This window comes from Flavobacterium potami, from assembly GCF_020026915.1.
Taxonomy (GTDB): domain Bacteria; phylum Bacteroidota; class Bacteroidia; order Flavobacteriales; family Flavobacteriaceae; genus Flavobacterium; species Flavobacterium potami.
Genome location: NZ_JAINUY010000003.1, coordinates 414,309 through 437,005, shown reverse-complemented (window position 1 = coordinate 437,005; position 22,697 = coordinate 414,309). Strand labels below are relative to the sequence as shown.

The following is a 22,697-nucleotide window of genomic DNA, read 5'->3' as shown; positions in this document are numbered from 1 at the left end:
AAACCGTTTGAAAACTTCAAACGGTTTTTTTTTACCTATTTCGATTCGGATCGGTTCCTGCGGGATCTTCATCAAAACCTTTTCTGTTGAATTTCTCCTCGTCTTCGTCAAATTCTTTCGCATCGTCTTCTACAAAATCGTTTGCATAGTCTGGTTCTGCATTGTCACTTATAGGATGATCTGCAAGTCGGACAATGTCATTTGTATCGTCTTCATATCGTGTTTCATCATCTTGAAAATACCGATCGTCTTGATGGTAATTTTCTCTTTTATCTAAATTCATAATATTTCTCTTTTAATTAAATTCAATTGTTAATAAATATTGACTTAAATGATTGATTTTTAATTAGTTTTAATCGATTGGCAAATTACGATTAGTCTAATCAGATTCTTTTACAAGATTAAATATTTGATTTATAGATTTTGCACTAAGAGAAATAGTAGCAATAAATAACCTGAATACGCTATTGAAATCATTCTGGAAAATATTGTAATTTGTTAAATAAATTGTACCTTTTATGGTCTTGTTTAAATAGATACACTAAATAAAATATTCAATATGATAAAGTCTATAAATCCTTATAACCAAGAGATTGTATATGAGGTTGCCGAATTTGATAGTAAAGAGGTTGAAAATGCAATCAATAAGGCAGAAGAGCAATATAAAATTTGGAAAAATATTCCCTTTTCAGAACGTTCCCTATTAATGAAAGCTGCCGGCGATGAGATGAGAAAAAATTCTCGCGAATATGCTGAAATTATAACGCAAGAAATGGGAAAACCTATCACGCAATCATTGGCGGAAATAGAAAAGTGCGCTAATTTATGTACTTATTATGCTGAAAATGCCTCTAAGCATCTTGCTGATAAAAGCATTGAAACAGAAGCATACAAGAGTTATGTAAGTTACGAGCCAATAGGAGTTGTTTTGGCTATTATGCCGTGGAATTATCCGTTTTGGCAGGTGATGCGTTTTGCTGTTCCTGCGCTTATGGCTGGAAATGTTGGCGTTTTAAAACATGCCAGTAATGTAATGAAAAGTGCCATGAGTATTGAAAAAATATTCGAAAAAGCCGGTTTTCCAAAAGGATGTTTTACTAATCTGCCTATTGGCAGTAAGAGGGTAGAAGAAATTATTAAAAATCCAAAAATAAAAGCGGTTACACTGACGGGGAGTGAAGCAGCAGGAAGATCTGTAGCAGCCCTTGCAGGAAATGAAATCAAGAAAACCGTTCTTGAATTGGGAGGAAGCAATGCACTTGTTGTTTTTGCAGATTGTAATCTTCAGGAAACTGTAAAAACTTGTGTTCAGGCACGTTTTCAGAATGCAGGACAGAGCTGTATTGCTGGAAAACGTCTCTTGGTTGAATCTTCTATTTTGGAAGAATTTACAAAAGCTTTTTTGGATGAAGTTAAAGAACTTCTACCTGGAGATCCGCTGAATGAAAAAACAACAATCGGCACTATGGCACGAGTTGATCTTGCCGAAGAACTAGAAAAACAGCTTAAAGATGCTTTGGATAAAGGAGCCAAAATTTTGTTGGGAGGCGATAGAGACAAAGCGTATTTTGAACCTACTGTTGTAGGTGACGTTACAACCCATATGGCAATTTTTAAAGAAGAAGTTTTCGGACCTCTAATCGGAATTACGGCTTTTAAAAACGAAGAAGAAGCCGTTGCTCTTTCAAACAGTACGCCTTTCGGACTTGGTGTTACCATTTTTACAGAAGACTTTGAAAAAGCATCCCGATTGATACCGAAATTGGATGAAGGAGCCGTGTTTGTAAATGAATTAGTAAAGAGTGACCAGCGATTGCCTTTTGGCGGAACTAAAAATTCAGGATACGGACGCGAACTTTCGCAGGACGGAATTCAGGAGTTTGTAAACAAAAAGACGGTATACATTAATAAATATTAAGTCGTAAATTTTTTAAATAGGCTGTCTCAAAAATTGAGACAGCACTTATTTATTAAGCAACTCTTTGTGGTAAAAAAGTTTATCACAAAATTAAGCCACATTTGCATCTTCGCTTTCGGAATTAAAACGATCCAGAAAATCAAGATACAAAGGTATGCTTCGTTCTATCCATTCCTTTGATGGTTCAAACGTCATTCCGTAGTAAGCGAAAAGAGGTTGATAATCGGCTTTTATGTAATCAAATAGTGCTTCAAACGGACGCGTTAATTCTTCGAGCGTGTATTTAAAAATGGTACCATGCTGTAAATGTTCTTCTTTTAAACCTAGCGTAATGGCCAGCGCAACTTTTTTTCCTTTAAACTTAAAACCGCTTTCACTGCCGTATGCCCAGCCTCGTGTAAGCACTTCGTCCAGCCATTTTTTTAATAATGCAGGAGAATGATACCAATAGTAAGGAAACTGAAAAATGATATGATCATGTTCTTCTACGAGTTTTTGTTCTGCAACGATATCAAATTTTTGGTCAGGATAGGTTTTGTGTAATTGATGAACATGAAATTTTTCTGGAAACTTCTCTAATTCATTAACCCATTTTTTGTTGATCACTGAATTGTCAATGTCAGGATGTGTGATGATAACCAATGTTTTTTTCATTTTAAATTCTAATTAATTAGTAATAAGTCAGGATTTCATCAAGGAAGATTGTTGAATTTACAATCCAATACCATGTTTGTATCTCCGTGTAGGATTCCTTGTTTTGATTAAAACAAAATTACTTTGGTAGCTGAGGTCTTTATTTCATTAGAAGTTCAAAAAATATCGGATGAGGTTCTTATTATAGGTTTTTAAAATTAATATATCTTTTACGGGAATTGTTTAAAAATCCGTACAATCGGGGTTTAATAATTTAGTTTTATATTTGAAATCTAATTAAACTCAAAAATGGAAATTGTATTTATTATTCTGGTAATTTTTCTATTATTCTATGTCCCTAAATATTTTAGGAAACGTAAATAAAAAGGTTTTTTTACAACCCGATAGTGCAGATATATTTCCCGCAACGATAGCCCTCGCTAGCGCGAGCGTCCCGCTCGTGAACGTAAAGTTGTCTCGTTCTAAAAAAAATGGAGTTTTCTGAAAATGTTTTTAAAATTAATATGAATTGATCTTCTGTGTGTGCACGAGCGGGACGCTCGCGCCAGCAAGGGGAATTATACCGCAAGTTTTGACAGATAAAGCATATTGCAGCAATTAATTGTGTACATTTGATTTATGAACACACAAACATCTTTTAACGTATGCGGAGAATCATTGTTGACTCCAATGCACATTTGCGGATTTTTCGATTCCAAAGAACAACAATATGAGGTAATCGTTCCTTATATTTTGGAAGGATTGCAAGCAAATGATAAAGTCATTAACATCCTTGAAGGGAACCGTCATGGAGAACATTGCCGATGTCTGGCCGAGAATGGAATATCTATTGCTGAAAAACTAGCGACTGGTCAATTAGAAGTATTGGCTTCTGAAAACACTTATATAAAAGATGGCAAATTTGCTGCTGCAAGAATGTATCAAATGCTCGAACAGAATTTATTAGCAGCATCTAGAGCTGGTTATGAAAGCGTAAGAGCTTGCGGCGATATGGTTTGGGCTCTGAAAAATTTGCCAGGAACAGATGAACTTTTAGAATACGAAGCCAGTCTAAATCTACTAACTCCAAAACACGCTGTATCACTCATTTGTATGTATGATATAAATAGTTTCAGTTCTAATACACTTTCAGATATATTACTTACTCATCCTTATGTCATCAAAGATGGAAAAATCAGCAAGAATACAAAATATGTAGAACCTTCATCATTGATTTCAAATTTTTCGGATTTTTCATCCAGTCCTCTTAAATTCTAATTCCTAACCCGATAGGCAGATATATTTCCCGTAGCGATAGCGCAGATTTGTAATCTGTGCCCGCAAAGTGATTTCGTCAACAGTCGGTGTAAAAAATGGTAATTTTCTTACTTTAAATTTTTTATTTTTACAGGAAAAAGACCATGTCTACAAAATACAAAGCAACAACAACTGATGAAGCATATTTTATAACCATAACTGTTGTAGGTTGGATAGATATATTTACTAGATTAAATCAAAAAAATGTTTTAATAAATGCTTTAAAATATTGTCAAGAAAACAAAGGCTTAGAAATTTACGCTTATTGTATTATGAGCAGCGATATTCATTTGCTCTGTAAAGGAACGAACGGTTTTATATTATCTGATATTATTAGAGATTTTAAAAAATTTACTTCAAAAAAAATAATACAGACTATAATTGATGAGCCTGAAAGCAGAAGAGAATGGATGCTGGAATATTTCCAAAAGGTATGTGAGCATTTAAAAAAGAATCAGACTTATAAAGTTTGGCAAAATGGTTATCATGCAGAACATATTTACAGCAATAAGTTTATTAAGCAGAAAATAGATTACATTCATAATAATCCAGTAAAAGATAAAATTATTAGTTTACCAGAAGATTACTATTTTAGTTCGGCAAGGAATTATTCAGGTTTTGAAAATGATTTAGATATTGTTGTATTATCCTTATTTTGAAATGTTCAACTGTTGCGCTAACTCAACTTTGCGGGCACAGATTACAAATCTGCGCTAACGGACGAGCGGGGTGCTGAGATATGTACAACGATAGCGCGGAAATTTTTTCCGTGCCCATTTCTGTTATCTATAAAGCTGGATTTTTTTAATTTGTTAAGATATACTTTACGGGCATTGATTGCAAATCCGTGCTAACCGGGTTTTAATGCGTATCGGAATTGATGCAATGAACAAAGATTATGAAACGTATGTTGTTGTAGATTGGCCTCCAGACGGCAATCGACAACCATTAGTCCAAGCATATTATAAGCTTTTTCATCAAGGGAAATCATCTGCAGGAATTTCTTCAAAATCTGGGAAATTATCGGATTGTAATTTTTTTCATTCACTTCTTTTGCAAAATGCAATCACAGTCCACTTTTACAATTTAGTGACTTAATAATTGGTTCTGTTAAAGATTATTTAGAAGCTAAACTTTCAAAACGTCAAAATTTATTTGCTACAGAAATTTTTGAGTTATATAAATGTAAAATTAGATTTGGAAATGGAACTATGTTAGGTTATGGAATTATTCCTCCTAGTAGTAATCAATCTTTTAGAGCAAAGATTAAAAGAATTCTAGAAGAGTAGGATCAAACAAAAAAAGAGACTTTAAAAAGTCTCTTTTTTATACATTTTTATAATTATTTATTAATCAGCTTCTCAAGCCTAAACATCATTTCCTCTTTCTCTTTCAACATCCTTTTCATACAAAGCAATCTTTTGTTAGAGAAAGGATGCGTTACGATGTTTCAGAAACGCACATTGACGCCCCAAAAGGGAAAATGTAATGAAAATTTGCATATTGTTGTCGTGTATATTATATTTGCAACAACAATTTTAATATTTATATCATGAGACAATTAACATTTGCATCATTACAAGTAAAAGACCTTGAAGTTTCCAAAGTATTTTATACCGAAAAGTTAGGTTTTGAAATACAGAACGAAAATCCTCAGGCATGTGTTTTTAAGTACAGTCAAGGTGAAGCAAGTTTTGCTATCCGTACACCGCTAGAATCTCTTGAAAACAGAGAACTAGGAGTAGGTGCTGCTCTCTGGTTTGCTGTAGATGAAAATGTAGACCAGTTGAAGGAAAAATTCATCGAGAACGGAGTAACAACTACAGGACCGCTAATTGATACTCCTTTCGGAAGGGCTTTTCATGTTCTGGATCCCGATGGATTTAAACTTACTTTTTTAGACCCAAAATAAGAGTTACCGTTATAAATTCTCTTTTTAGGAAAACTTAATCATTTGGAATAGATTTGTAGAAGTTATAAATGTAGAAAACACAGTTAGGGAGGGTATTGCTCAAACTAGAAATGGAATGGTAGTACCATTATTCATACTAAATGCTTAACAGCTATGTCTAAAGAAATTGAATTTAAATTTAAAAGTCCCGAAAGCAGTCCGGGATATTTACTTGGTCAGGTGACAATGCTCTGGCAGAGAAGGATAAAAAAATGCTTAGATCCTTTGGACTTAACTCAGACTCAGTTTGTATTACTTGCTGCTGTGGGTTGGCTTTCTAAGAAACTGGAGGCTGTAACGCAGATTGACATTGCCAACCAGAGTAATGCCGACAGAATGATGGTTTCAAAAGTACTTAGAACTTTAGAGGAAAAAGGTTTTATAACCAGACAAGAGCATAAAACTGATACCAGGGCAAAGATTATAGGGCTGACTGAAAGTGGCGCCGCTGTTCTGCAGAAGGCTCTGATTGAAGTTGAAAATACCGATATGGAGTTTTTTTCTGTGCTCGGGAGTAATCTTTCAGCATTTAATCAATCTATGGCTGAACTGGTGCAAGAGTATAACAAGTAGAGAATGATTTTTTAAAATAGAAAAAGGCGCAAATTGTTTTCAATTTGCGCCTTTTAGTTGTATTAACCTCAACAGAATAAATTTCAGCTGCTTAGATAAGATATATTTAAAAGTAAGTTGCTTCCTCATAAGGATCATAGATGTCTATATCCCATTCATTATCACGATAATCATCCGTAAGATCTTCATCGAATTCGGAATCAGTAGTGTTGTTGTTTTCCTCATGACTAATACCGTGTAGAAATTCACAGTCAAAGTCGGGTTCATCATCATATTTATAATATAAATCAAGCATTTCTATTTCATTAGATTTTTCTAAATGAAATTCTGAATTAATAAGCTTGACATTGCTTTGCGTATTGAATAGTTTGGCTGGGTATGATGATATCGTTGAATTCATAGTTTTATTTATATGTTAGATGTAATTCAAAAGTAGGTAGTACCGAAGCGTTCTTATTTACAGAATTTTACGCAGAGTTTATATAATTTAAAAATTATCACCCGATGATATAATTACCTTGCTTTTGAATTTTTGTCTTTTAGAATTTTTCCAAAATTATTATGATTATCAAGATCACTGCATCCTGGTTTTTCATCCCAATCACCCCAATCTCCTGTATAAACTTTCAAACAGATTAGTTCATCGTTATCACCTGCATACATTCTGGTATTAGAAATGTGGCAATGTTTTTTATCAATTGTTTTTGAATTTTTCATGGTTAAATCTTTTAGATAATTAGTCAATTTCTGTTGTTTTCAGACTGTCTACTTGAATTAATGATGCTTCTTTTTGAGATCTGGTATCATTTTCGTCTTCACAAAGGTGTTCACATCCAAAATTCAGAATTGATGTAAGTACGATGATCAGCAGTAATAAGGATGTATTGAAATTTTTCATGTCTGTAAGTTTTGTGAGAAATTGGAGTCACAAAGATATATTTAGCGCCTTTTGCTATTTATAGAATTAAATTTCCATTTTATATAATTCCCATGTTTCAAGGATTTAACTCATTTTTAAAAAGCTCTAAGTGAGCCTGCTAAATAGATAAAGTCCTGTTTTTATTTTAAAAGATGGGAATTATATAACATTGAGACGTGAATTGTATAAATTGGCGATTTAATTCTAATGATCTTTGCGAGATTCTGTAAGTATAATCACAAAATTGACTGTTATGAATAAAAGAGGCCCAATCATAATTATAGAAGAAAATATAGAAGATCGCCGTTTATTCGCTCATATTTTTTTGGAGTTGTCAGTAAACAATGAGATACTTTATTTTGATACCCTTCAATACGCAGAAGAGGAATTGTTGCTAAATGATAGAAAACCATTTATATTTTTTGCTAATATTCTTCAATTTCAAGATGATAGCAAACATCAAAATCTGGAAAAGCATCAAGATATTAGTCAGAAATTAGACTGCCCTTGTATGTTTTATTCTGTTTTATTTCCAAATTGTTTTGTTATAGATACTCATTCTGTTCCAACAAAAAGTTACTTTATAAATCCGTATAGTGAAGAAAAATTCAAGCAAACTTTAGGTTCCATTATTAATTTTTGGAATTCCCAGCAAGGCGGAAAATCCATAGAGGGTAAAGAAAGAAAACAGAAACAGAACTTGTAAAACCCTCTTCATCATCTTTGCCGTCAAATTCATTGCTTTATAAGTCAACAGAAAATCGCCATGTATGGAGATAACTTTTTGAATTTTAATGCAAAAATGTACTAATTACCCATCCATTATATCTTTTGAAGAAATAGAATTTTGATAGAAAATAATAAGCAATAATTCGGGGTGGGATGGAAGGAAAATGATCTCAAAAGAATTTAAAAACGGCTGTCTTTTAGAGGCAAGAAATTCTCCTGAGAAGTTCTTTTTCTCATTTTTTGCTCTTAAAATATAATTTCTCAATTGAAAAACTAGTTCATCATGAGCCATGCTGAGAATATTAAAACTTGGTTTACCAGACGCCAATCGCAAAAACGGACTCGTATCGCCATGAAAATGTACAATTTCAAAGTCTTGATTGATTAGTACTGCGGCGGCAGAAAAATGATCTAGTAAAATATCTGATGTAATGGAACTATAATCCTGTTTAGTTTCGGCAAGCTCGTTTATTTTTAGTGTGTTGTAATAATCATCATTATGGCTTATTTTTTTGGGTTGAAGAGACGCAATCGTATTTCGGATATATATTTTGTCCAATTTATCGACAGCAGAAAACAAGTGCGGTACATGATGCGCCCATTCAGATTTTCCTAAGAATAAATAACCATTTGTACGTAAGGAGTAATGAAATGATGCTAACACCTGTTTTTGTAGGTCGGTATCAAAATAAATCAACACATTACGGCAGGAAACTAAATCAATTTTAGCAAAAGGTGCATCTTTGGTCAAATCGTGAACGGCAAAAACGCACATGTCGCGTATTATTTTATTGATATGAAAACTATTGTCTCTTTTGGTAAAATATTTGGCAAGCCTTTTTTCATTTATATTTTTGATGTCTTGTACGGTGTATATTGCTGAGCGTGCTTTAGTAATGCATTTTTCAGACAAATCTGAAGCAATAATTTGTACTCTAATATCGCTTCTATTGATTTCTTCCAAATATTCATGAATACAGATAGCGAGAGAATACGCTTCTTCTCCAGTAGCACAGCCGGCTGACCAGATTCTTATGGTGTTATTAAATATATTTTCAACAAGGAAAGGAATTGTGGTCTTGCATAAATTATCATAAGTTTCCTGGTCTCGAAAGAAATAAGTAACAGAGATCAGAAAATCATCAAATAATAAATCTTGTTCTTTGGGGCTACTTCGAAGTAAATCGATATATTTTTCTACGGTTTCTTGTTTGTTGTCAACCATTCTTTTGGCAATCCTTCTTCGTAGTGTACTATGTTTGTAATGCTTGAAATCTGTTCCAGTTTTTAGCAGTAATATTTCAATTATTTGATCCAGAAGTTCTTGCTCGCTTGGTGTAGCTTCTTCTTTTTCTTCATAAGAATGTGTGATCAGATTACTTTCATGAATTTGCAAAAGCTTGTGTGCAGTTTCATGAGGTGCCGTAAAATAATCAATATATTCAGAGGTTTCTTTATTTTGAATAATTCCTCTTTTAGAATGGACCGCAATAGTAGATCCGCCTGCTTCTTTTAATTTTTTGAGTCCTACAGAACCATCAAGAGGAAACCAAGTCAGAATTACACCTATAGCATACGCTTTGTAGGTTTGTCCAACGGCCTCAAAAAACACATCAAAGCTATTATCCGTTTTACTGATCCTATTTTTGGATTGTAATTTTAATATGCCTTCTTCATGAATCAGAAAGTTATTTTCAGGAACAATGTATATGTGATTGGGCTGAATATCAATATGATGAACAATTTCAATAACTGGTATTGGAGTATGAAGTGTTAATTCATCTGCAAGATTTTTGGTTTGAGGAGAAGATAAATTTTCAAAAATGAGATAAGCTCTACCCGAATCCAAGGCAAGATCAGAAACGATGTTTTTTAAAATATCAATTTCAGCTCCAGAAGTTCCTATTGCTGTAACTTGAAAATGAGTCTTTTTACCTTTTTCTATTGTTTCATTAGTTTTCATTTTGAGGGTTTTGTGGCAATCTTATAGGTATGTTTTTTGGTCAAATAAAAGATTTCCAAAACTTCAAAAATTAAAGTATACTTGAGTGAAAAATAGATAATTAATTAGTATCAATACTCAAAAAAATACAGTACAAGGGGAAATAGATATCTTTACAAGAAAGATAAAACTATTGAACGGTTTTATCTTTTACAATTGCTTGCAATATTTTCATAATTTCCATCATTGTTTTCTGTAAATGTATATTACATAGGAAGATATATACTCACCGTTGTTCCAAAATTAGGTTTACTCGAAGCTTTAATAAAACCATTATGGTTGTAGACGATCTTTTTAACTAGAGTTAAACCAAGTCCGCTTCCGGCATATTCATCTTTGCTGTGTAATCTGAAGAAAGGGTCAAAAATACGGTTTTCAAAATCTTTGCTAAAACCGATCCCATTATCAATAACATTAATTTTGATGTATTCCGTTTCTGTTTTGCCACCCAGATTTGTTATTTCTTCAATTGGGGCTTTGGTTGTTTCTATCCTAATTTCTGGTGTACTATTTTCTTTAGAATATTTAATAGAATTTAGAATCAAATTGGTAAGTAATTGTTGTATTTGAAAAGCGATTACATTGACAGAGTTCTCTGAAATATCAATGGTCACAACTGCTTTCTTTTCCTCAATAGAATCTTTTATGTCGTTCAGCGCTTTTTTGAGTAACAGATTAAAATCAGTTTTTTTGAATTTCTTCTCGCTAAAATTCAATCTCGAATAATTAATCAAATCTGCAATTAACTGACTCATATTTTTAGCCGAGTGCATGGCGCGCTGTAAACTATGTTTTCCATCTTCTGATAAAGTTTTTTCCTTATCAAAAATTCGATGACACAGCATATGAATTTTATTTAAAGGTTCCTGAAGATCATGACTAGCTGCTGATGTGAAATTTTCTAACTGTTCGTTATAAATTTGCAATTCAGAATTTCTTTTATTTAATAATTCATTCGAAACCAAGATATCTGTTATATCTTCAAAGGCCAGTAAAATCATGCCTTCTGGTTTTGTATTTTGAATTAAACGAGCATTTGCAATCAGTGTTTTTTTATCTCCACTACAGTCAATCTGTATTTTATAATCTTCTATATTTTGTTTTTGAAAGACCATTTTAAAAAGTAAATCTTTAAAATCTGGAATATCCCACTGACAGTTTCCGATTTCAAAAAACGAAAATCCTGCGATGTCTTTTTCTGTGGTATTGAAATATTTATAAAAGGATGGATTGGCACTTTTTACGTTGTAATCCTTATCAATAATAATTAGCGGTTCTCTAATGGTTTGTACAATAGATTCGGCGTAATTACGCATAGAAAGCAACTGTTCCTGACGATCTAAAAGTTCGTCATTGGTGCACATTAATTCCTGATTATTCGACTGCAATTCTTCTGTCGAAGTCTGCAATTCCTCATTCATGGCTTGAAGTTCTTCTGTACTGCTTAATAATTCTTCATTTGTAGTTTGAAGTTCCTCAAAAGCAATTTGTTGTTCTTCGGTAACCCGTTTTATATCTTCACGTAATTGTGATAATTCTTTTTCGAGTTCTGTAATTCGAAGTTGATCAGCGCTTTTTTTATTGTTTTTTGATTCTAAATCTGTCTCCGGAAGCGGATTTTTGCGGAAAAGAATCATAAGATGATCTTCATCATTTGCAAGTGTCAAAATTTCAAAACATGCCTGATAATTTTGACCTTTTACGGAAAGATTCTCTCGTATTATATTTTCTTTGCTTTTAATGATTTCCGAAATAGCATTTCGAAGTTCAAAACTGATGCCTTCACGGGCCATTTTCAAAATATTGAAATTCGGCCTTCCAGGTGCTGGCAATAAAAATGGAGAAGTATCTCCATGAAAATGAACAATTTCCAAATGTTCATTAATAATAACGCTAGCTGGTGTATATCTTGAAAATAAAATATCGTCTGCTACTTTTCTAAAATCACTTTCCTGATTGGCGTTATCGTAGGTTTTTGTCTTTGCAGTTAAGTTGTTGTAAGCAGGTTTAAAAGCCTGTGGTACATAACGAGCAGGCGTAAATTTTTTGGTATAAATTTTATCTGGTTTAACAACAACGTCAAATAAATGCTGTACACTATTTGCCGATTCTGATTTTCCAAGAAATAAAAAACCTTTTTGTTTTAGCGAATAATGAAATGAACTAAGTACCTTTTCTTGAAGAAAAGAATTGAGATAAATCAGTACGTTTCTGCACGAAACCAAATCGATTTTGGCAAATGGTGGATCTTTAATAAAATTGTGAGTCGCAAAAATACACATGTCGCGAATTATTTTATTAAGATGATAATGACCGTCACGTTTGGTAAAATATTTTTCTAATCTGGTTTCAGAAATATGCTGTACATCTTGAGCAGAATAAATTGCCGATCGGGCTTTTGCAATGGATTTCTCCGAAATATCCGATGCAAAAATCTGCACTTTCAAATCTTTAATATTATTTTGAGTCAAATATTCGCAAACTACAATGGCAAGCGAATAGGCTTCTTCACCTGTAGAACAAGCCGCCGACCATAAACGTAAAGTATTATTGGTGCAGTTTTGAATCAATTGCGGTAACACCGTTTCAGACAAAGCATCGAAAGAATCTTCGTCTCTAAAAAAGTACGTTACCGGAATTAATAAATCATTAAAAAGTAGTTCTTGTTCGTTTTTATTGCTACGAAGAATAGTATAATAGTCGCTTAAGGTTTCTTTTTTTAGAATAACCATTCTGCGTGTGATGCGTCTTCTTATAGCCGGTCTTTTGTAATGAAAGAAATCATTTTCGGTTTTTTGTAAAATGAGATTCAAAATCTGGTTGAGAACATCTTCTTCTTTCTTCGAAATATGTTCTTCATCACTGTAAGCGTCATTGTTGAGATAACTTTTACGAATAGCGGATAACTGATGGGCTATATTTTCAGGCGCTAAAACAAAGTCAACAGCATCTGCTTCCATTGCATTTTGAGCCATTGTTTTAAAATGAGCAGTTTCAGGATCTTGAACAATGGTTACACCGCCAAACTCCTTAATTTTTTTTAATCCGAATGTGCCATCAAATGCGGTTCCCGAAAGTACAACACCAATAGCAAAACTCTTGTAAATCTGAGCAATGGCTTCAAAACTAATGTCGATATTTTGAGTGATCTTGTCAATGCGTTTGATAACCTGCATTTTTAAAACACCATTTTCGGCCACTAAATAGTTGTTCTCAGGAACAACATAAATGTGGTCAGGCTGAAAATCGATCTCATTTACAATTTCAACAACAGGTATTTTTACCAATTTTGATAATTCTGCAGTAAGATTTTGAGGATTATGAGTAGATAAATGTTGTAAAATAATATAAGCAATCCCAGAATCTGTTCGAATTTGCGAAATTATGTTATGCAAAGTTTCCAACGCACTTGTAGTACTGGCAATGGCTGCTATTGGGAAATTTCGAGAAATATTTTCAGTTTGATTTGTACTTTGTAAAGTCATTTTTATCGAGGGACGTAGAATTCTTACACTAAAGATAGTATAATTTTTAACTTTTAGCTTTTAAATTTACTCAAATACATTTCAGAATTTCCATTTTTAGCTCTTTGCTTAATAGTGTGGTTATATAAAAAAGGCGCAAATTGTTTTCAATTTGCGCCTTTTGAACTTGGTTAAAAGAAGTTATCCAGTCACTTTTAAATGCTGAATTTGCCCATCAGCAATATCGAAATGAAATTGTAGTGTAATAGGGCTTCCAGGAAATGTTCCCGAACACTCTGCAGTTAAGACACTTGCCGTTCCGTTTTCAGCATATTGAAGAGGTTTCATCACTGATTTGTATTTTTTGTTTGATTCGTCTATCCATTGTTGGATATCCACTCTTCCGTTGTGTGTTTTGCCTTCGTCAAATACTACGGCATTTTCGGAAAAACAATCGGCATAGGCAGTACTGTCGAAACTGTTCTGCGCATTTACTAAATCTGTTATTACTTTAGGTAAGTTCATGTTTTTTAATTTTTTAAAGATTATTAGATTGTTGGTACTGTACCGCCATCTATTACGAATTCAGTTCCTGTTAAATAGTTAGCTCTTGAAGAAACAAGAAAACCAACCAGTTCAGCTACTTCTTCCGGCTCGGCAGGTCTGCCGTATGGTATTCCGCCCAATGCATCCATAACGCCTTGCTGCGCTTCTTCTACTGTAGTGTTTGCATTTCTTGCAATCTCGCCTAGAAATGCTTTCGATGCCCCTGTATTGATCCATCCTGGAGAAACAGTCAGCACGCGCACGCCTTTTGCAGCTATTTCTTTAGATAAGCCTTTGCTGTAATTAATAAGCCCAGCTTTTGCAGCAGCATAAGGAAGAGTAGAATCATATAAAGGCAGTTTACCTTGAATGGAAGCGATGTGAATGATAACACCGTTTTTCTTTTCTATCATTTGAGGAATAAAACCTCTGTCCAGTCGAACAGGAGCAAGTAGATTAGCTTGTAGCGTTGAAACCCAGTCTTCATGATTCAGTGCGTTGAAGCCACCAGCGGGTGTAGTTGAAGAACCTAAATTATTCACCAGAATATCCAGTCTTCCGTAGGTCGATAGCACTTCGTTGACCACTTTTTGTGTTCCTTCTGCCTTGCTTAAGTCAGAAGCAATGAAATGCAGTTTGGTGTTTTCTTCTTCTGGTGCGTTTCGTGCAGTAATAATTACTGTTGCGCCAGCTTGTAATAGTCTTTCTGCTATTGCTTTTCCAGTCCCTTTTGTACCTCCTGTTACTAAGGCAATTTTACCTGATAATTCATTTTGATAATCCATCTTATATCTGATTTAAATTTCTTTGTACAAATTTCAGAAGTATGCAACTTTCTCACAAGTACGGAGTTACGATTCATATAGGGATAAATTTTTCCCCTATTGCATAAATCGGAACATAGGTTTACTTTTGTTATATGTATGAAAGAAAAATAATCCCGAACCTGAATTGCGGACTTGACCTGATAGGGGAAGTTTTGTACGGCAAATGGAAAATACGTTTGCTTTGGTTTATTGATCAAGGTCATAAAAGACCAAGTGAATTGCAGCGTAAAATCCCTGATGCTTCTCGCAGGGTTTTAAATATACAGCTAAAAGAATTAGAAGAACATGAATTGGTTTCCAAGGTTATTTATCCTGTTGTACCTCCTAAAGTCGAATATAGTCTGACGGATTTTGGAAAAACATTAATTCCGGTAATTGCCGCTATTGGCAAATGGGGAGATGAACATGAGGCACGTTTACGCCCTTTGATTTTGAAACGCTTAGAATCAAATGATTGATTTATTTGACGAAAAAAGAATGAGTAATGAAATCAGAAGTCGAAGTCGAATCCATACAGAAATTAAAAGAGATATTTAATGGACTTCGAACACCAATAAAAAAATGCTAAACTGTTTGTTTGGTTTAGCATTTATATTTGCAAAAAGAATTACTGAAGCAAAATAAGATTTAATGAATATAATTGACAAATTCTTTAATGTATTTAGCTACCAGTTCTGGGTGCTCGTGCTGTGGACCATGACCAGCCTGCGGAAATGTAATTATCTGCGTATTGGATAATTTTCTATTTAATGCATACCAGTTTTCTACAGGAAAGCAAACATCATGATCACCCATTATCACTAACACAGGATTTTCTAATTTTAAAAGTCTTTCGCGATAATTTGCGCGATCATTAGCATAATCAACTGAACCTTTTGTGTAGTGATCCCATAAATTTTGTGCAACCTTTTCGTCACGGCCATTTTTTCTTGCAAACATTCTATCGTGACTTTTTTGGGCAGCTATTTTACTTTTTTCGTATGCTGGTTCAAAGAATAAATAGGTTTCGTCTTCAACCGTGTAATTGAAGCGAGTAGAGACATCGAAGAAAAGTTCTTCAATTGGTAGTTTGTTTTCGCCTGGAGGATTTGCCCCAATTACGATAGTGTGCGAAATGAGATCTGAAAATTCGATTGCAGCAACAACGGCAGCGAAACCGCCAAATGACCATCCGCCGACAATAATCTTTTCATAACCTAATGCTTGTGCAAGATCCTTGATATCAGTCGCAAAATCAAGTATGACTTCTCCGGGATTTCCCGTAGAGGAAGCCAACCCAGTGTAATCAAACGTAATTACTGTAAAATTCTCTGCGAGCTCGTCCAAAAATAAAGGATCCCAGTCATCTAGATTTCCCCTGAATCTGTTTGCCAAAATTAAAGGTTGCCCTTCACCAATTAATCGATAAGCGATTGTCCTGTCGTGGCTTTGCACTAATTTAGTCTGCGTATTTTCAGCTGTTGTCTTCATAATATTTGCTTTTGGTTTGATTATTTATTGGCATTCATAGTCTGAAGTGCGGCTTCTGGAGATGAAAGATATAGTTTATAAAAATCAGCAGTTGCGCCGACGTGTATTTCGAATATGTCGCTTTCAATAGCATTTTTTAATGTCAAAGCTACTTCCTCTGGGCTAATCCCATTTTGTCCTCCAATTTCTTTAGAAAAAGAGGTGTTGACCAATGGAGGCATCAATTCAAATACTTTTATGAGTGGTTTCTTTTCAAGCTTTTCAAGCGAAATTCGAAGCACTTGCGAGTAGGAGTGTAGGGCTGCCTTACTGACGGCATAGCCCGGCAGGACAATTCCTGGTGAAAAAGCGGCAATTGAGGAAACGTTTACAAAGGCGGCTTCTTGTTGTGTTTGCAATTGAGGTAGGAGTTTTTCGGTCAAACGTACTATAGACAAGTAGTTGGTTAAAATTTCTTCACTTGCTTTCTCAAAAGCATTTGCATTTTCATCCGTCAATTTGTAATAATTTGCGAGCCCAGCATTATTGATGACCATATTTAGTTTGGGATGATTTTTTCTCAATTCAGCAACTAAATTTTCTACATCAGCAGCATTATTTATGTCAGCTACAATCGCTGTAATATTTTGCAGTTCAGATACTGCTTTTTGTAATTTCTCTGAGGTTCTACCTGTGATAATTATATTGTTATCCGTAGAGAATAATCGGGCTATCTCTAGACCAATTCCCGATCCACCTCCCGTTATGAGAATTGTATTTTTAGATGTTTTCATAATATATAGTTTTAAGAATTTAATTTGATCATTCAAAAACAGAATACCGTAATTGCAAAATACATACCTCAAAAAAAATAGCCGTAAAAACAGGGGGGTGAGAATTTTCCTTTCTTATTTATTTACCACATATCACTAGTTCGATGCTATTTTACGATATTTAGATAATATCAGGAACCCATTTTTTATCAAATGCACGCTGTCAAACAGGCTGAATAGTCAATTAACTATTCTTAGATCTCGGTCGAGCAATAGATTTTCTTAAAAGAGATTGGCGTACCTCAATAACAACAGACTTTACGGGTTCTATAATTTGGTTTAGACAAGCTTTTAAGTCTTTATAAAATACTCCTAAAGGAGTATTTTTTTTGTTTAACTGTTAATTTAGTTTTGCTACGTAATCTCGACTTTGTTCTTTTTCGCAAAGTAAATGTTTGTCTTTATAAGTTTTATGAAACAACATATTTCTCTAAAATTCTATGCTTATGAAAAAAAAATACTTTTTACTACTTCTTTTTCTATTTGTTATTCTTTCAGTTGAAAGCCAGACTAAACTTCAGTTTTCAATTAATCAGGCACCTGTATTAAAAGTTGATGCCGGTTCTAGCAAAACAATTCTTCCCGGAACAAGTACAGTTTTAGGTGGTTCGCCATCTGCTTCGGGAGGCAATGGGAATTACTCATACTTATGGGCGCCGTCAGAAGGCTTAAGTCAAACGAATGTTGCTAATCCGGTGGCAAATCCTTTAAAAACAACGCAGTACACATTGACTGTTAATGACGGCAAAAAATGTAGCACGAATGTTTCGGTAACCATTACAGTAAGTTCTAATCTTGGTACAGAAGAGATGCAGGATGAAAGTGGACTTGTACTTTATCCCAATCCAAGTACGGGTTCTTTTTCAATAAAATCTGAAAAAAGCCTGAGTAGCGGCCCGATACTGATAGAAATTTATAACGTGCTAGGATCGTTAGTTTTTTCTGAAACAATCTTAGACGGTAATAAATTAAACAAAACCATTACACTTCCTAATAAAAGTTCTGGAGTTTATTATGTCAAACTCACAGGGAATGGTCTAAATATCAGTAAGCCAGTTATTATTTTATAATCCGCTTTATCTTTTAAATCAATTATGAAAAAATTATATTTTAAAGAAAAATACTATATTTTGATATTAGTATTTTTTCAGATTATTTTTATGTCTCAGAGTTTGAATGGACAGACCATTTACAAAGGTGATTCCGTAGAGCTCTCTCTCGCTACTGGTTACAGAGGAAGTATTCAATGGCAGGAGTCTGCTGATGGTACTTTCTGGTCTGACATAACTGGAGGTACAGTCAACAATATGATTGTAAAGCCTTTGTCAAACACACAGTATCGTGCGGTTGTTTCCGAGATGACCTGTGATCCCATTTACACAGATGTACGATCTGTAATTGTAAGCAAGGAATCCGGCATTGTAGTAGGTACTCCTGTGGCTAATTCCTTTAACGCTGTTAGTGCTTCCGTGCAAGGAGAAGTAAAGCAGGTTGGAGGCATTGCCAAAGTAGTCCAGAAGGGAACTTGCTGGAGTACCTCAAATAATCCGACAGTGAACGATAGTAAGACATCAGACGGTGCAGGCATAGGTTTGTTCACAAGCACGATTTCGGGACTGACAGCAAATACCACCTATTTTTTGCGTACCTATGCTTTGACAGATGACGGAGTAACACTATACAGTCCGTCAATATCCATAAGAACCTTGGAGCTCGTTACGATTGATTTTGTTCCAGTTCGTGACATTTCAACAGTTTCAGCAGTTTCGGGAGGAGTAGTTAAGCTTAATGGTACAGAAACTGTAACCGCAAGAGGGGTATGCTGGAATACCAGCCAAAATCCAATAATTGCCAATAGTAAAACAGCAGACGGAACTGGAGAAGGAACATATGCTAGCTCTTTAAACAATTTACTACCCGAAAAGGTATATTATCTAAGAGCCTATGTTACTACAAGTAATGGGATTACCTATTATTCATCTCAGACTTCTTTTGAAACCTTACCAGCTTATAACTTCGCTATCCAAACCGGCACTGTTTCAGGAGTTTCTTTTACAAATGGAGGTACATTGGTTAACATACAGATAACAGGGCCTGGAACAGTTTCTACTCGAGGTGTTTGCTGGAACACGACTCCCTTACCGACGATTTCAAACAGTAAGACAGTTAATGGATCTGGTCCCGGAAATTTTACGGCTTCCATTACGGGTTTAACCTCTGGTACGCTTTATTACATGAGGGCATATGCCACTTCTGCAACGGGTAAAACCTTTTACGGTAATGAAGTGAGTTTTACAACATTGGAAAGCATATCGATAAATACAGAAGCAATTACAGCAATAACAACTTCTTCCGCAGTGTCGGGAGGAACAGTTACGGATTTAGCTTCCGGTTTAGTGACAGTCGTCCGAAGAGGAGTTTGCTGGAGTACCGGTCCTAGTCCGTTGGCAGGTACAAATAATACTTCAGATGGAAGCGGAACAGGAAAATTTTCAAGCACGATTACAGGGCTTAATCCCATGACAAAATATTATGTCAGAGCATATGCTGAGCTTGCATCAGGAAAAATTATCTATGGAAATGAGAACAGTTTTACAACCGCCCAGCCATTAGCAATAAACATAAGTACTCATAATGCTACAAACATTACAGCTACTGGTGCTGTTTCTGGAGGTGATATCACTACTACCGGTTTTGGATCAGTTACTGAACGTGGTGTCTGCTGGAGTTTGGCCCAGAATCCAACCGTAGCTGATTATAAAAATACAGGTGGTGTCGGAAGTGGCTCATATACCAGCACACTAACAGGATTAAATCCTGGAAGCATTTATTATCTACGTGCATATGCTATAACAGATTCAGACGATATTGTATATGGAAACCAGATTTCAATTACCTTACCAAGTCCAGTAACGATAACAACTTCAGCTGTAACAGAACTTACTTCAGTTTCAGCAACTTCAGGAGGTGCCATAACTGTGCTAATTACAGGAACTACAATTAGCGCACGAGGAGTGTGCTGGAGCGAGTTTCCAAATCCAACTATCAACAATAGCTTTACGGCAAGTGGCTCAGGAGTAGGGGCTTTCAGTACTGCTGTAAAAGGATTAAACGGTAGTAAAAATTATTATGCACGTGCTTATTGTACAACAAACATAGGGGTTGTCTATGGCAACGAAATTACATTTACGACACCTCAGCCTCCTCCAGCTGATCTGCAGCTGGTGACAGACAATGTATCTCTTATTACGGACAAGTTAGGCTATTGTACAGCTCAGATTACGGGAACAAGCGCCGTAACTCAGAGAGGTTTCTGTTGGGGCAAAAAATCGAATCCAACTACTGCGGACAGCAAAACAATCTTTGCTTTTCCAGGACAGTCCAAGATATCAGGTGATTTAACAGGCTTGGAGCCTTTAACAACTTATTATGTCAGATCGTATGCAGTTGCTGCAACAGGAGCGACTTACTATGGTAATCAGGTTTCTTTCACAACAGTAAAAGAAACAGTTATAGAAGTTCCTGTAGTAACAACAATTTCTATAGAGAATTTGAATAGCACCTTAGCTTTTGTAAGGGTTAAAGCTGATGGTGTATCCTTTGCCAAACTAGGCGTGGCAATAAGTACATCGCCGAATGCTGTCGTTGAGGGAATAACAGGAATTACCAATGTATTTGGCGATTTTGATTATGTATCCTTTTTTAGCGGATTAAACCCCGGGACAAAATATTATGTTAGAGGATATGTTCTTCCTGGAAGTGAAAATGATTACAAGGCTCCTGTTTACGGCAATGAACTTTCTTTTACCACTTTACCGCAGGAGAGTACTAAATATGCGGTAAAAACTGTAGATCCAGTAATTTCAGTTCCTTATGAAACTTCGTTGCCAATGGTTATTTCTGGAGGAGTTTTAGATGGACCTGTCGGGGCTCTTTCTAATGGTTTAACCAATTATGGTTATTGCTGGAGCAAAGTCCCTAACCCGACTGTTGAAACTGGAAGTAAAGAAACCATTGCAATGAACACCTATGCTATGGGAGAGTATTTCAGAACGTATCCTATAAGAATTCCGATCGGGCCGGTTTTGTATCCTGAACCTGTCGAGTACTCTTCATCTTATTACTTAAGAACATTCATCACTCTAAGATCAGGAGAGGTAATCTATGGTAATCAGGTAATGTTTACCACTCCGGCTGCTCCAAATTTTGAGATCAGCACGGCAAATGCTTCCGGCGGAAATGCAAATGAATTTAATGTAAAAAGCAATGTCACTGTCAAAGGTTCGGAAACCATCGTCGCGCGTGGGGTATGCTGGAAACCATCGCATGATCCGACAGTGTCAGATCCTCATACTTCAAATGGAACTTCAAGCGGGGAGATTACTGTAAAAACTAGACCTATAGAGTATGGGATTAGGTATTACTTCAGATCTTACGTAATTGGAAGTAGTGGAAGAATCTATTACGGTAATGAAATTTCCTATGGAACCGATGCTCCTGAACAGCCTGATACAGAAGCACCAGGAACTATTGACGATCCCAACCCAAATCCGAATCCTGCATTAACTGTAATTACTAACAATGTGAGTTCAGTTACAGGCTCGGGTGCTACATTCTCAGGGAGTATTTCTGGTGGCTCCAAAGTTACTGAAAGGGGATTTTGTTTTGCTACGACACAGAATCCTACTACTAGGAATGCTAGAATCACATACGGTTCAGGTTTAGGGAATTTTAGCGGAAGCATCTCGGGTCTGATTTCAGGAACACGTTATTATGTTAGGGCATATGCGGTATCCGCTTCTGGCACCACCTACGGAAATCAGGTATCGTTTGTCACACAGAGCACAAACACGGCAGGAGGAGATATGTTACTTACCTATATTGTCCACGGGAAAGACGCAAAAGACTGTGCCCAAATGTCAAAAGGTTATTATGCAAAAGTCATATATGCTAAAAATGAGAAATCGGAGAGAGAACAAGCTACGAATACTTTGAAAGATAGGTATGGCGCCTCAGTTGATTTTACCTCCCATACTACCAAACAGAAATTTGCAGCAGTAATTCAATATGTTTATAAAATGTCTGGATGGAATTGTCTTATAACCGTAGTTACTATTGGTTATGGCTCAAGTGCTAATGAGGCATTGAATAATGCGGTTAAAAACAAAAATAGTGTTGCTGGAACAGGTACAGATTATACGATACTTAGGCAGATTCAATGGTAGAGCTTAAACAAACTAAAACAGTCCGCATAATTTTATCCATGACGGTTTTGACCACTTTGAAAGGTAATTTTTTAGATAGGTCTTAGCTTAACTGTAGTATTTAAAATTTGCAGAAAATCAATCGGAAAAACAGTATAATTATAAAGAAAAATAAAAAACAGCATTCGTGCTGTTTTTTTATTTTATAATACTTTGAAAATAATTGAGCATATTGAGAGAATTTAATGACATCATCATTTTTTTTAATGAAATTTTCATCAATTAAGTTGATTTTGAAAAAAGTGAAGATAATACCATGATTATTATAAGAT

Annotated in this window: 21 protein-coding genes; 10 read left to right on the top strand and 11 right to left on the bottom strand. The window is 35.0% G+C overall.

Going from position 1 to position 22,697, the window contains the following annotated elements; translation table 11 throughout:
- Positions 1 to 31: 31 nt before the first annotated feature.
- Positions 32 to 283, bottom strand: coding sequence for a hypothetical protein (locus K6T82_RS11495; RefSeq protein ID WP_223706011.1), 252 nt, complete (start codon positions 281 to 283; stop codon positions 32 to 34).
- A 276-nt stretch (positions 284 to 559) separates the two neighbouring features.
- Here K6T82_RS11495 and K6T82_RS11490 point away from each other — a divergent pair, with 276 nt between their 5' ends.
- Positions 560 to 1,918, top strand: coding sequence for an NAD-dependent succinate-semialdehyde dehydrogenase (locus K6T82_RS11490; RefSeq protein WP_223706010.1), 1,359 nt, complete (start codon positions 560 to 562; stop codon positions 1,916 to 1,918).
- A 90-nt stretch (positions 1,919 to 2,008) separates the two neighbouring features.
- Here K6T82_RS11490 and K6T82_RS11485 read toward each other — a convergent pair whose 3' ends face one another.
- Positions 2,009 to 2,572 carry an NAD(P)H-dependent oxidoreductase gene (locus K6T82_RS11485; RefSeq protein WP_223706009.1) on the bottom strand — a complete coding sequence of 188 codons (564 nt, stop codon included), beginning with the start codon at positions 2,570 to 2,572 and terminating at the stop codon, positions 2,009 to 2,011.
- 618 nt (positions 2,573 to 3,190) lie between these two features.
- Between K6T82_RS11485 and K6T82_RS11480 the strand changes: the two genes are divergently transcribed.
- The 5 genes from K6T82_RS11480 to K6T82_RS11460 all read left to right on the top strand — a co-directional run bounded on the left by K6T82_RS11480 (position 3,191) and on the right by K6T82_RS11460 (position 6,392).
- Positions 3,191 to 3,829, top strand: coding sequence for an MEDS domain-containing protein (locus K6T82_RS11480; RefSeq protein WP_223706008.1), 639 nt, complete (start codon positions 3,191 to 3,193; stop codon positions 3,827 to 3,829).
- Between the two features lie 143 nt (positions 3,830 to 3,972).
- Positions 3,973 to 4,527 (top strand): REP-associated tyrosine transposase, encoded by a 555-nt coding sequence (locus tag K6T82_RS11475; protein WP_223706007.1) that lies wholly within the window; start codon positions 3,973 to 3,975, stop codon positions 4,525 to 4,527.
- 205 nt (positions 4,528 to 4,732) lie between these two features.
- Entirely contained in the window at positions 4,733 to 4,966 is a 234-nt protein-coding gene (locus K6T82_RS11470; RefSeq protein ID WP_223706006.1) for a hypothetical protein, read from the top strand.
- 454 nt (positions 4,967 to 5,420) lie between these two features.
- Positions 5,421 to 5,780: a VOC family protein gene (locus K6T82_RS11465; RefSeq protein WP_223706005.1), complete on the top strand. Its 360-nt coding sequence runs from the start codon at positions 5,421 to 5,423 to the stop codon at positions 5,778 to 5,780.
- A 153-nt stretch (positions 5,781 to 5,933) separates the two neighbouring features.
- Positions 5,934 to 6,392, top strand: a complete 459-nt coding sequence (locus tag K6T82_RS11460) for a MarR family winged helix-turn-helix transcriptional regulator (RefSeq protein ID WP_223706004.1) — start codon at positions 5,934 to 5,936, stop codon at positions 6,390 to 6,392.
- Positions 6,393 to 6,498: 106 nt separating this feature from the next.
- On the opposite strand, the gene K6T82_RS11455 is transcribed toward K6T82_RS11460, so the two are convergent.
- The 3 genes from K6T82_RS11455 to K6T82_RS11445 form a co-directional block, all read right to left on the bottom strand.
- Positions 6,499 to 6,792 carry a hypothetical protein gene (locus tag K6T82_RS11455; RefSeq protein WP_223706003.1) on the bottom strand — a complete coding sequence of 98 codons (294 nt, stop codon included), beginning with the start codon at positions 6,790 to 6,792 and terminating at the stop codon, positions 6,499 to 6,501.
- A gap of 113 nt (positions 6,793 to 6,905) precedes the next feature.
- Complete coding sequence (locus K6T82_RS11450; RefSeq protein ID WP_223706002.1) at positions 6,906 to 7,109, bottom strand: hypothetical protein; 204 nt, start codon at positions 7,107 to 7,109, stop codon at positions 6,906 to 6,908.
- A 19-nt stretch (positions 7,110 to 7,128) separates the two neighbouring features.
- Positions 7,129 to 7,290: a hypothetical protein gene (locus K6T82_RS11445; protein ID WP_223706001.1), complete on the bottom strand. Its 162-nt coding sequence runs from the start codon at positions 7,288 to 7,290 to the stop codon at positions 7,129 to 7,131.
- Between the two features lie 274 nt (positions 7,291 to 7,564).
- On the opposite strand from K6T82_RS11445, the gene K6T82_RS11440 reads away from it, so the two are divergent.
- Positions 7,565 to 8,017, top strand: a complete 453-nt coding sequence (locus K6T82_RS11440; protein ID WP_223706000.1) for a hypothetical protein — start codon at positions 7,565 to 7,567, stop codon at positions 8,015 to 8,017.
- Between the two features lie 105 nt (positions 8,018 to 8,122).
- Here the strand turns inward: K6T82_RS11440 and K6T82_RS11435 are convergent, their stop codons facing one another.
- The 4 genes from K6T82_RS11435 to K6T82_RS11420 form a co-directional block, all read right to left on the bottom strand.
- A complete protein-coding gene (locus K6T82_RS11435; protein ID WP_223705999.1) occupies positions 8,123 to 10,003 on the bottom strand; it encodes a CheR family methyltransferase in 1,881 nt (626 codons plus the stop codon).
- 245 nt (positions 10,004 to 10,248) lie between these two features.
- Entirely contained in the window at positions 10,249 to 13,527 is a 3,279-nt protein-coding gene (locus K6T82_RS11430) for a CheR family methyltransferase (protein ID WP_223705998.1), read from the bottom strand.
- Between the two features lie 180 nt (positions 13,528 to 13,707).
- Positions 13,708 to 14,031 (bottom strand): nuclear transport factor 2 family protein, encoded by a 324-nt coding sequence (locus K6T82_RS11425; RefSeq protein WP_223705997.1) that lies wholly within the window; start codon positions 14,029 to 14,031, stop codon positions 13,708 to 13,710.
- Positions 14,032 to 14,054: 23 nt separating this feature from the next.
- Positions 14,055 to 14,837, bottom strand: a complete 783-nt coding sequence (locus K6T82_RS11420) for an SDR family oxidoreductase (protein ID WP_223705996.1) — start codon at positions 14,835 to 14,837, stop codon at positions 14,055 to 14,057.
- A 134-nt stretch (positions 14,838 to 14,971) separates the two neighbouring features.
- Between K6T82_RS11420 and K6T82_RS11415 the strand changes: the two genes are divergently transcribed.
- Positions 14,972 to 15,337 carry a winged helix-turn-helix transcriptional regulator gene (locus K6T82_RS11415; protein WP_223705995.1) on the top strand — a complete coding sequence of 122 codons (366 nt, stop codon included), beginning with the start codon at positions 14,972 to 14,974 and terminating at the stop codon, positions 15,335 to 15,337.
- Positions 15,338 to 15,506: 169 nt separating this feature from the next.
- Here K6T82_RS11415 and K6T82_RS11410 read toward each other — a convergent pair whose 3' ends face one another.
- On the bottom strand, positions 15,507 to 16,349 hold the full coding sequence (locus tag K6T82_RS11410; RefSeq protein ID WP_223705994.1) for an alpha/beta fold hydrolase: 843 nt from the start codon (positions 16,347 to 16,349) through the stop codon (positions 15,507 to 15,509).
- Positions 16,350 to 16,369: 20 nt separating this feature from the next.
- Complete coding sequence (locus K6T82_RS11405) at positions 16,370 to 17,122, bottom strand: SDR family oxidoreductase (protein ID WP_223705993.1); 753 nt, start codon at positions 17,120 to 17,122, stop codon at positions 16,370 to 16,372.
- Positions 17,123 to 17,607: 485 nt separating this feature from the next.
- On the opposite strand from K6T82_RS11405, the gene K6T82_RS11400 reads away from it, so the two are divergent.
- Both K6T82_RS11400 and K6T82_RS11395 read left to right on the top strand, forming a co-directional pair.
- A complete protein-coding gene (locus K6T82_RS11400; RefSeq protein WP_223705992.1) occupies positions 17,608 to 18,231 on the top strand; it encodes a T9SS type A sorting domain-containing protein in 624 nt (207 codons plus the stop codon).
- Positions 18,232 to 18,255: 24 nt separating this feature from the next.
- On the top strand, positions 18,256 to 22,386 hold the full coding sequence (locus tag K6T82_RS11395) for a hypothetical protein (RefSeq protein ID WP_223705991.1): 4,131 nt from the start codon (positions 18,256 to 18,258) through the stop codon (positions 22,384 to 22,386).
- Positions 22,387 to 22,697 lie beyond the last annotated feature (311 nt).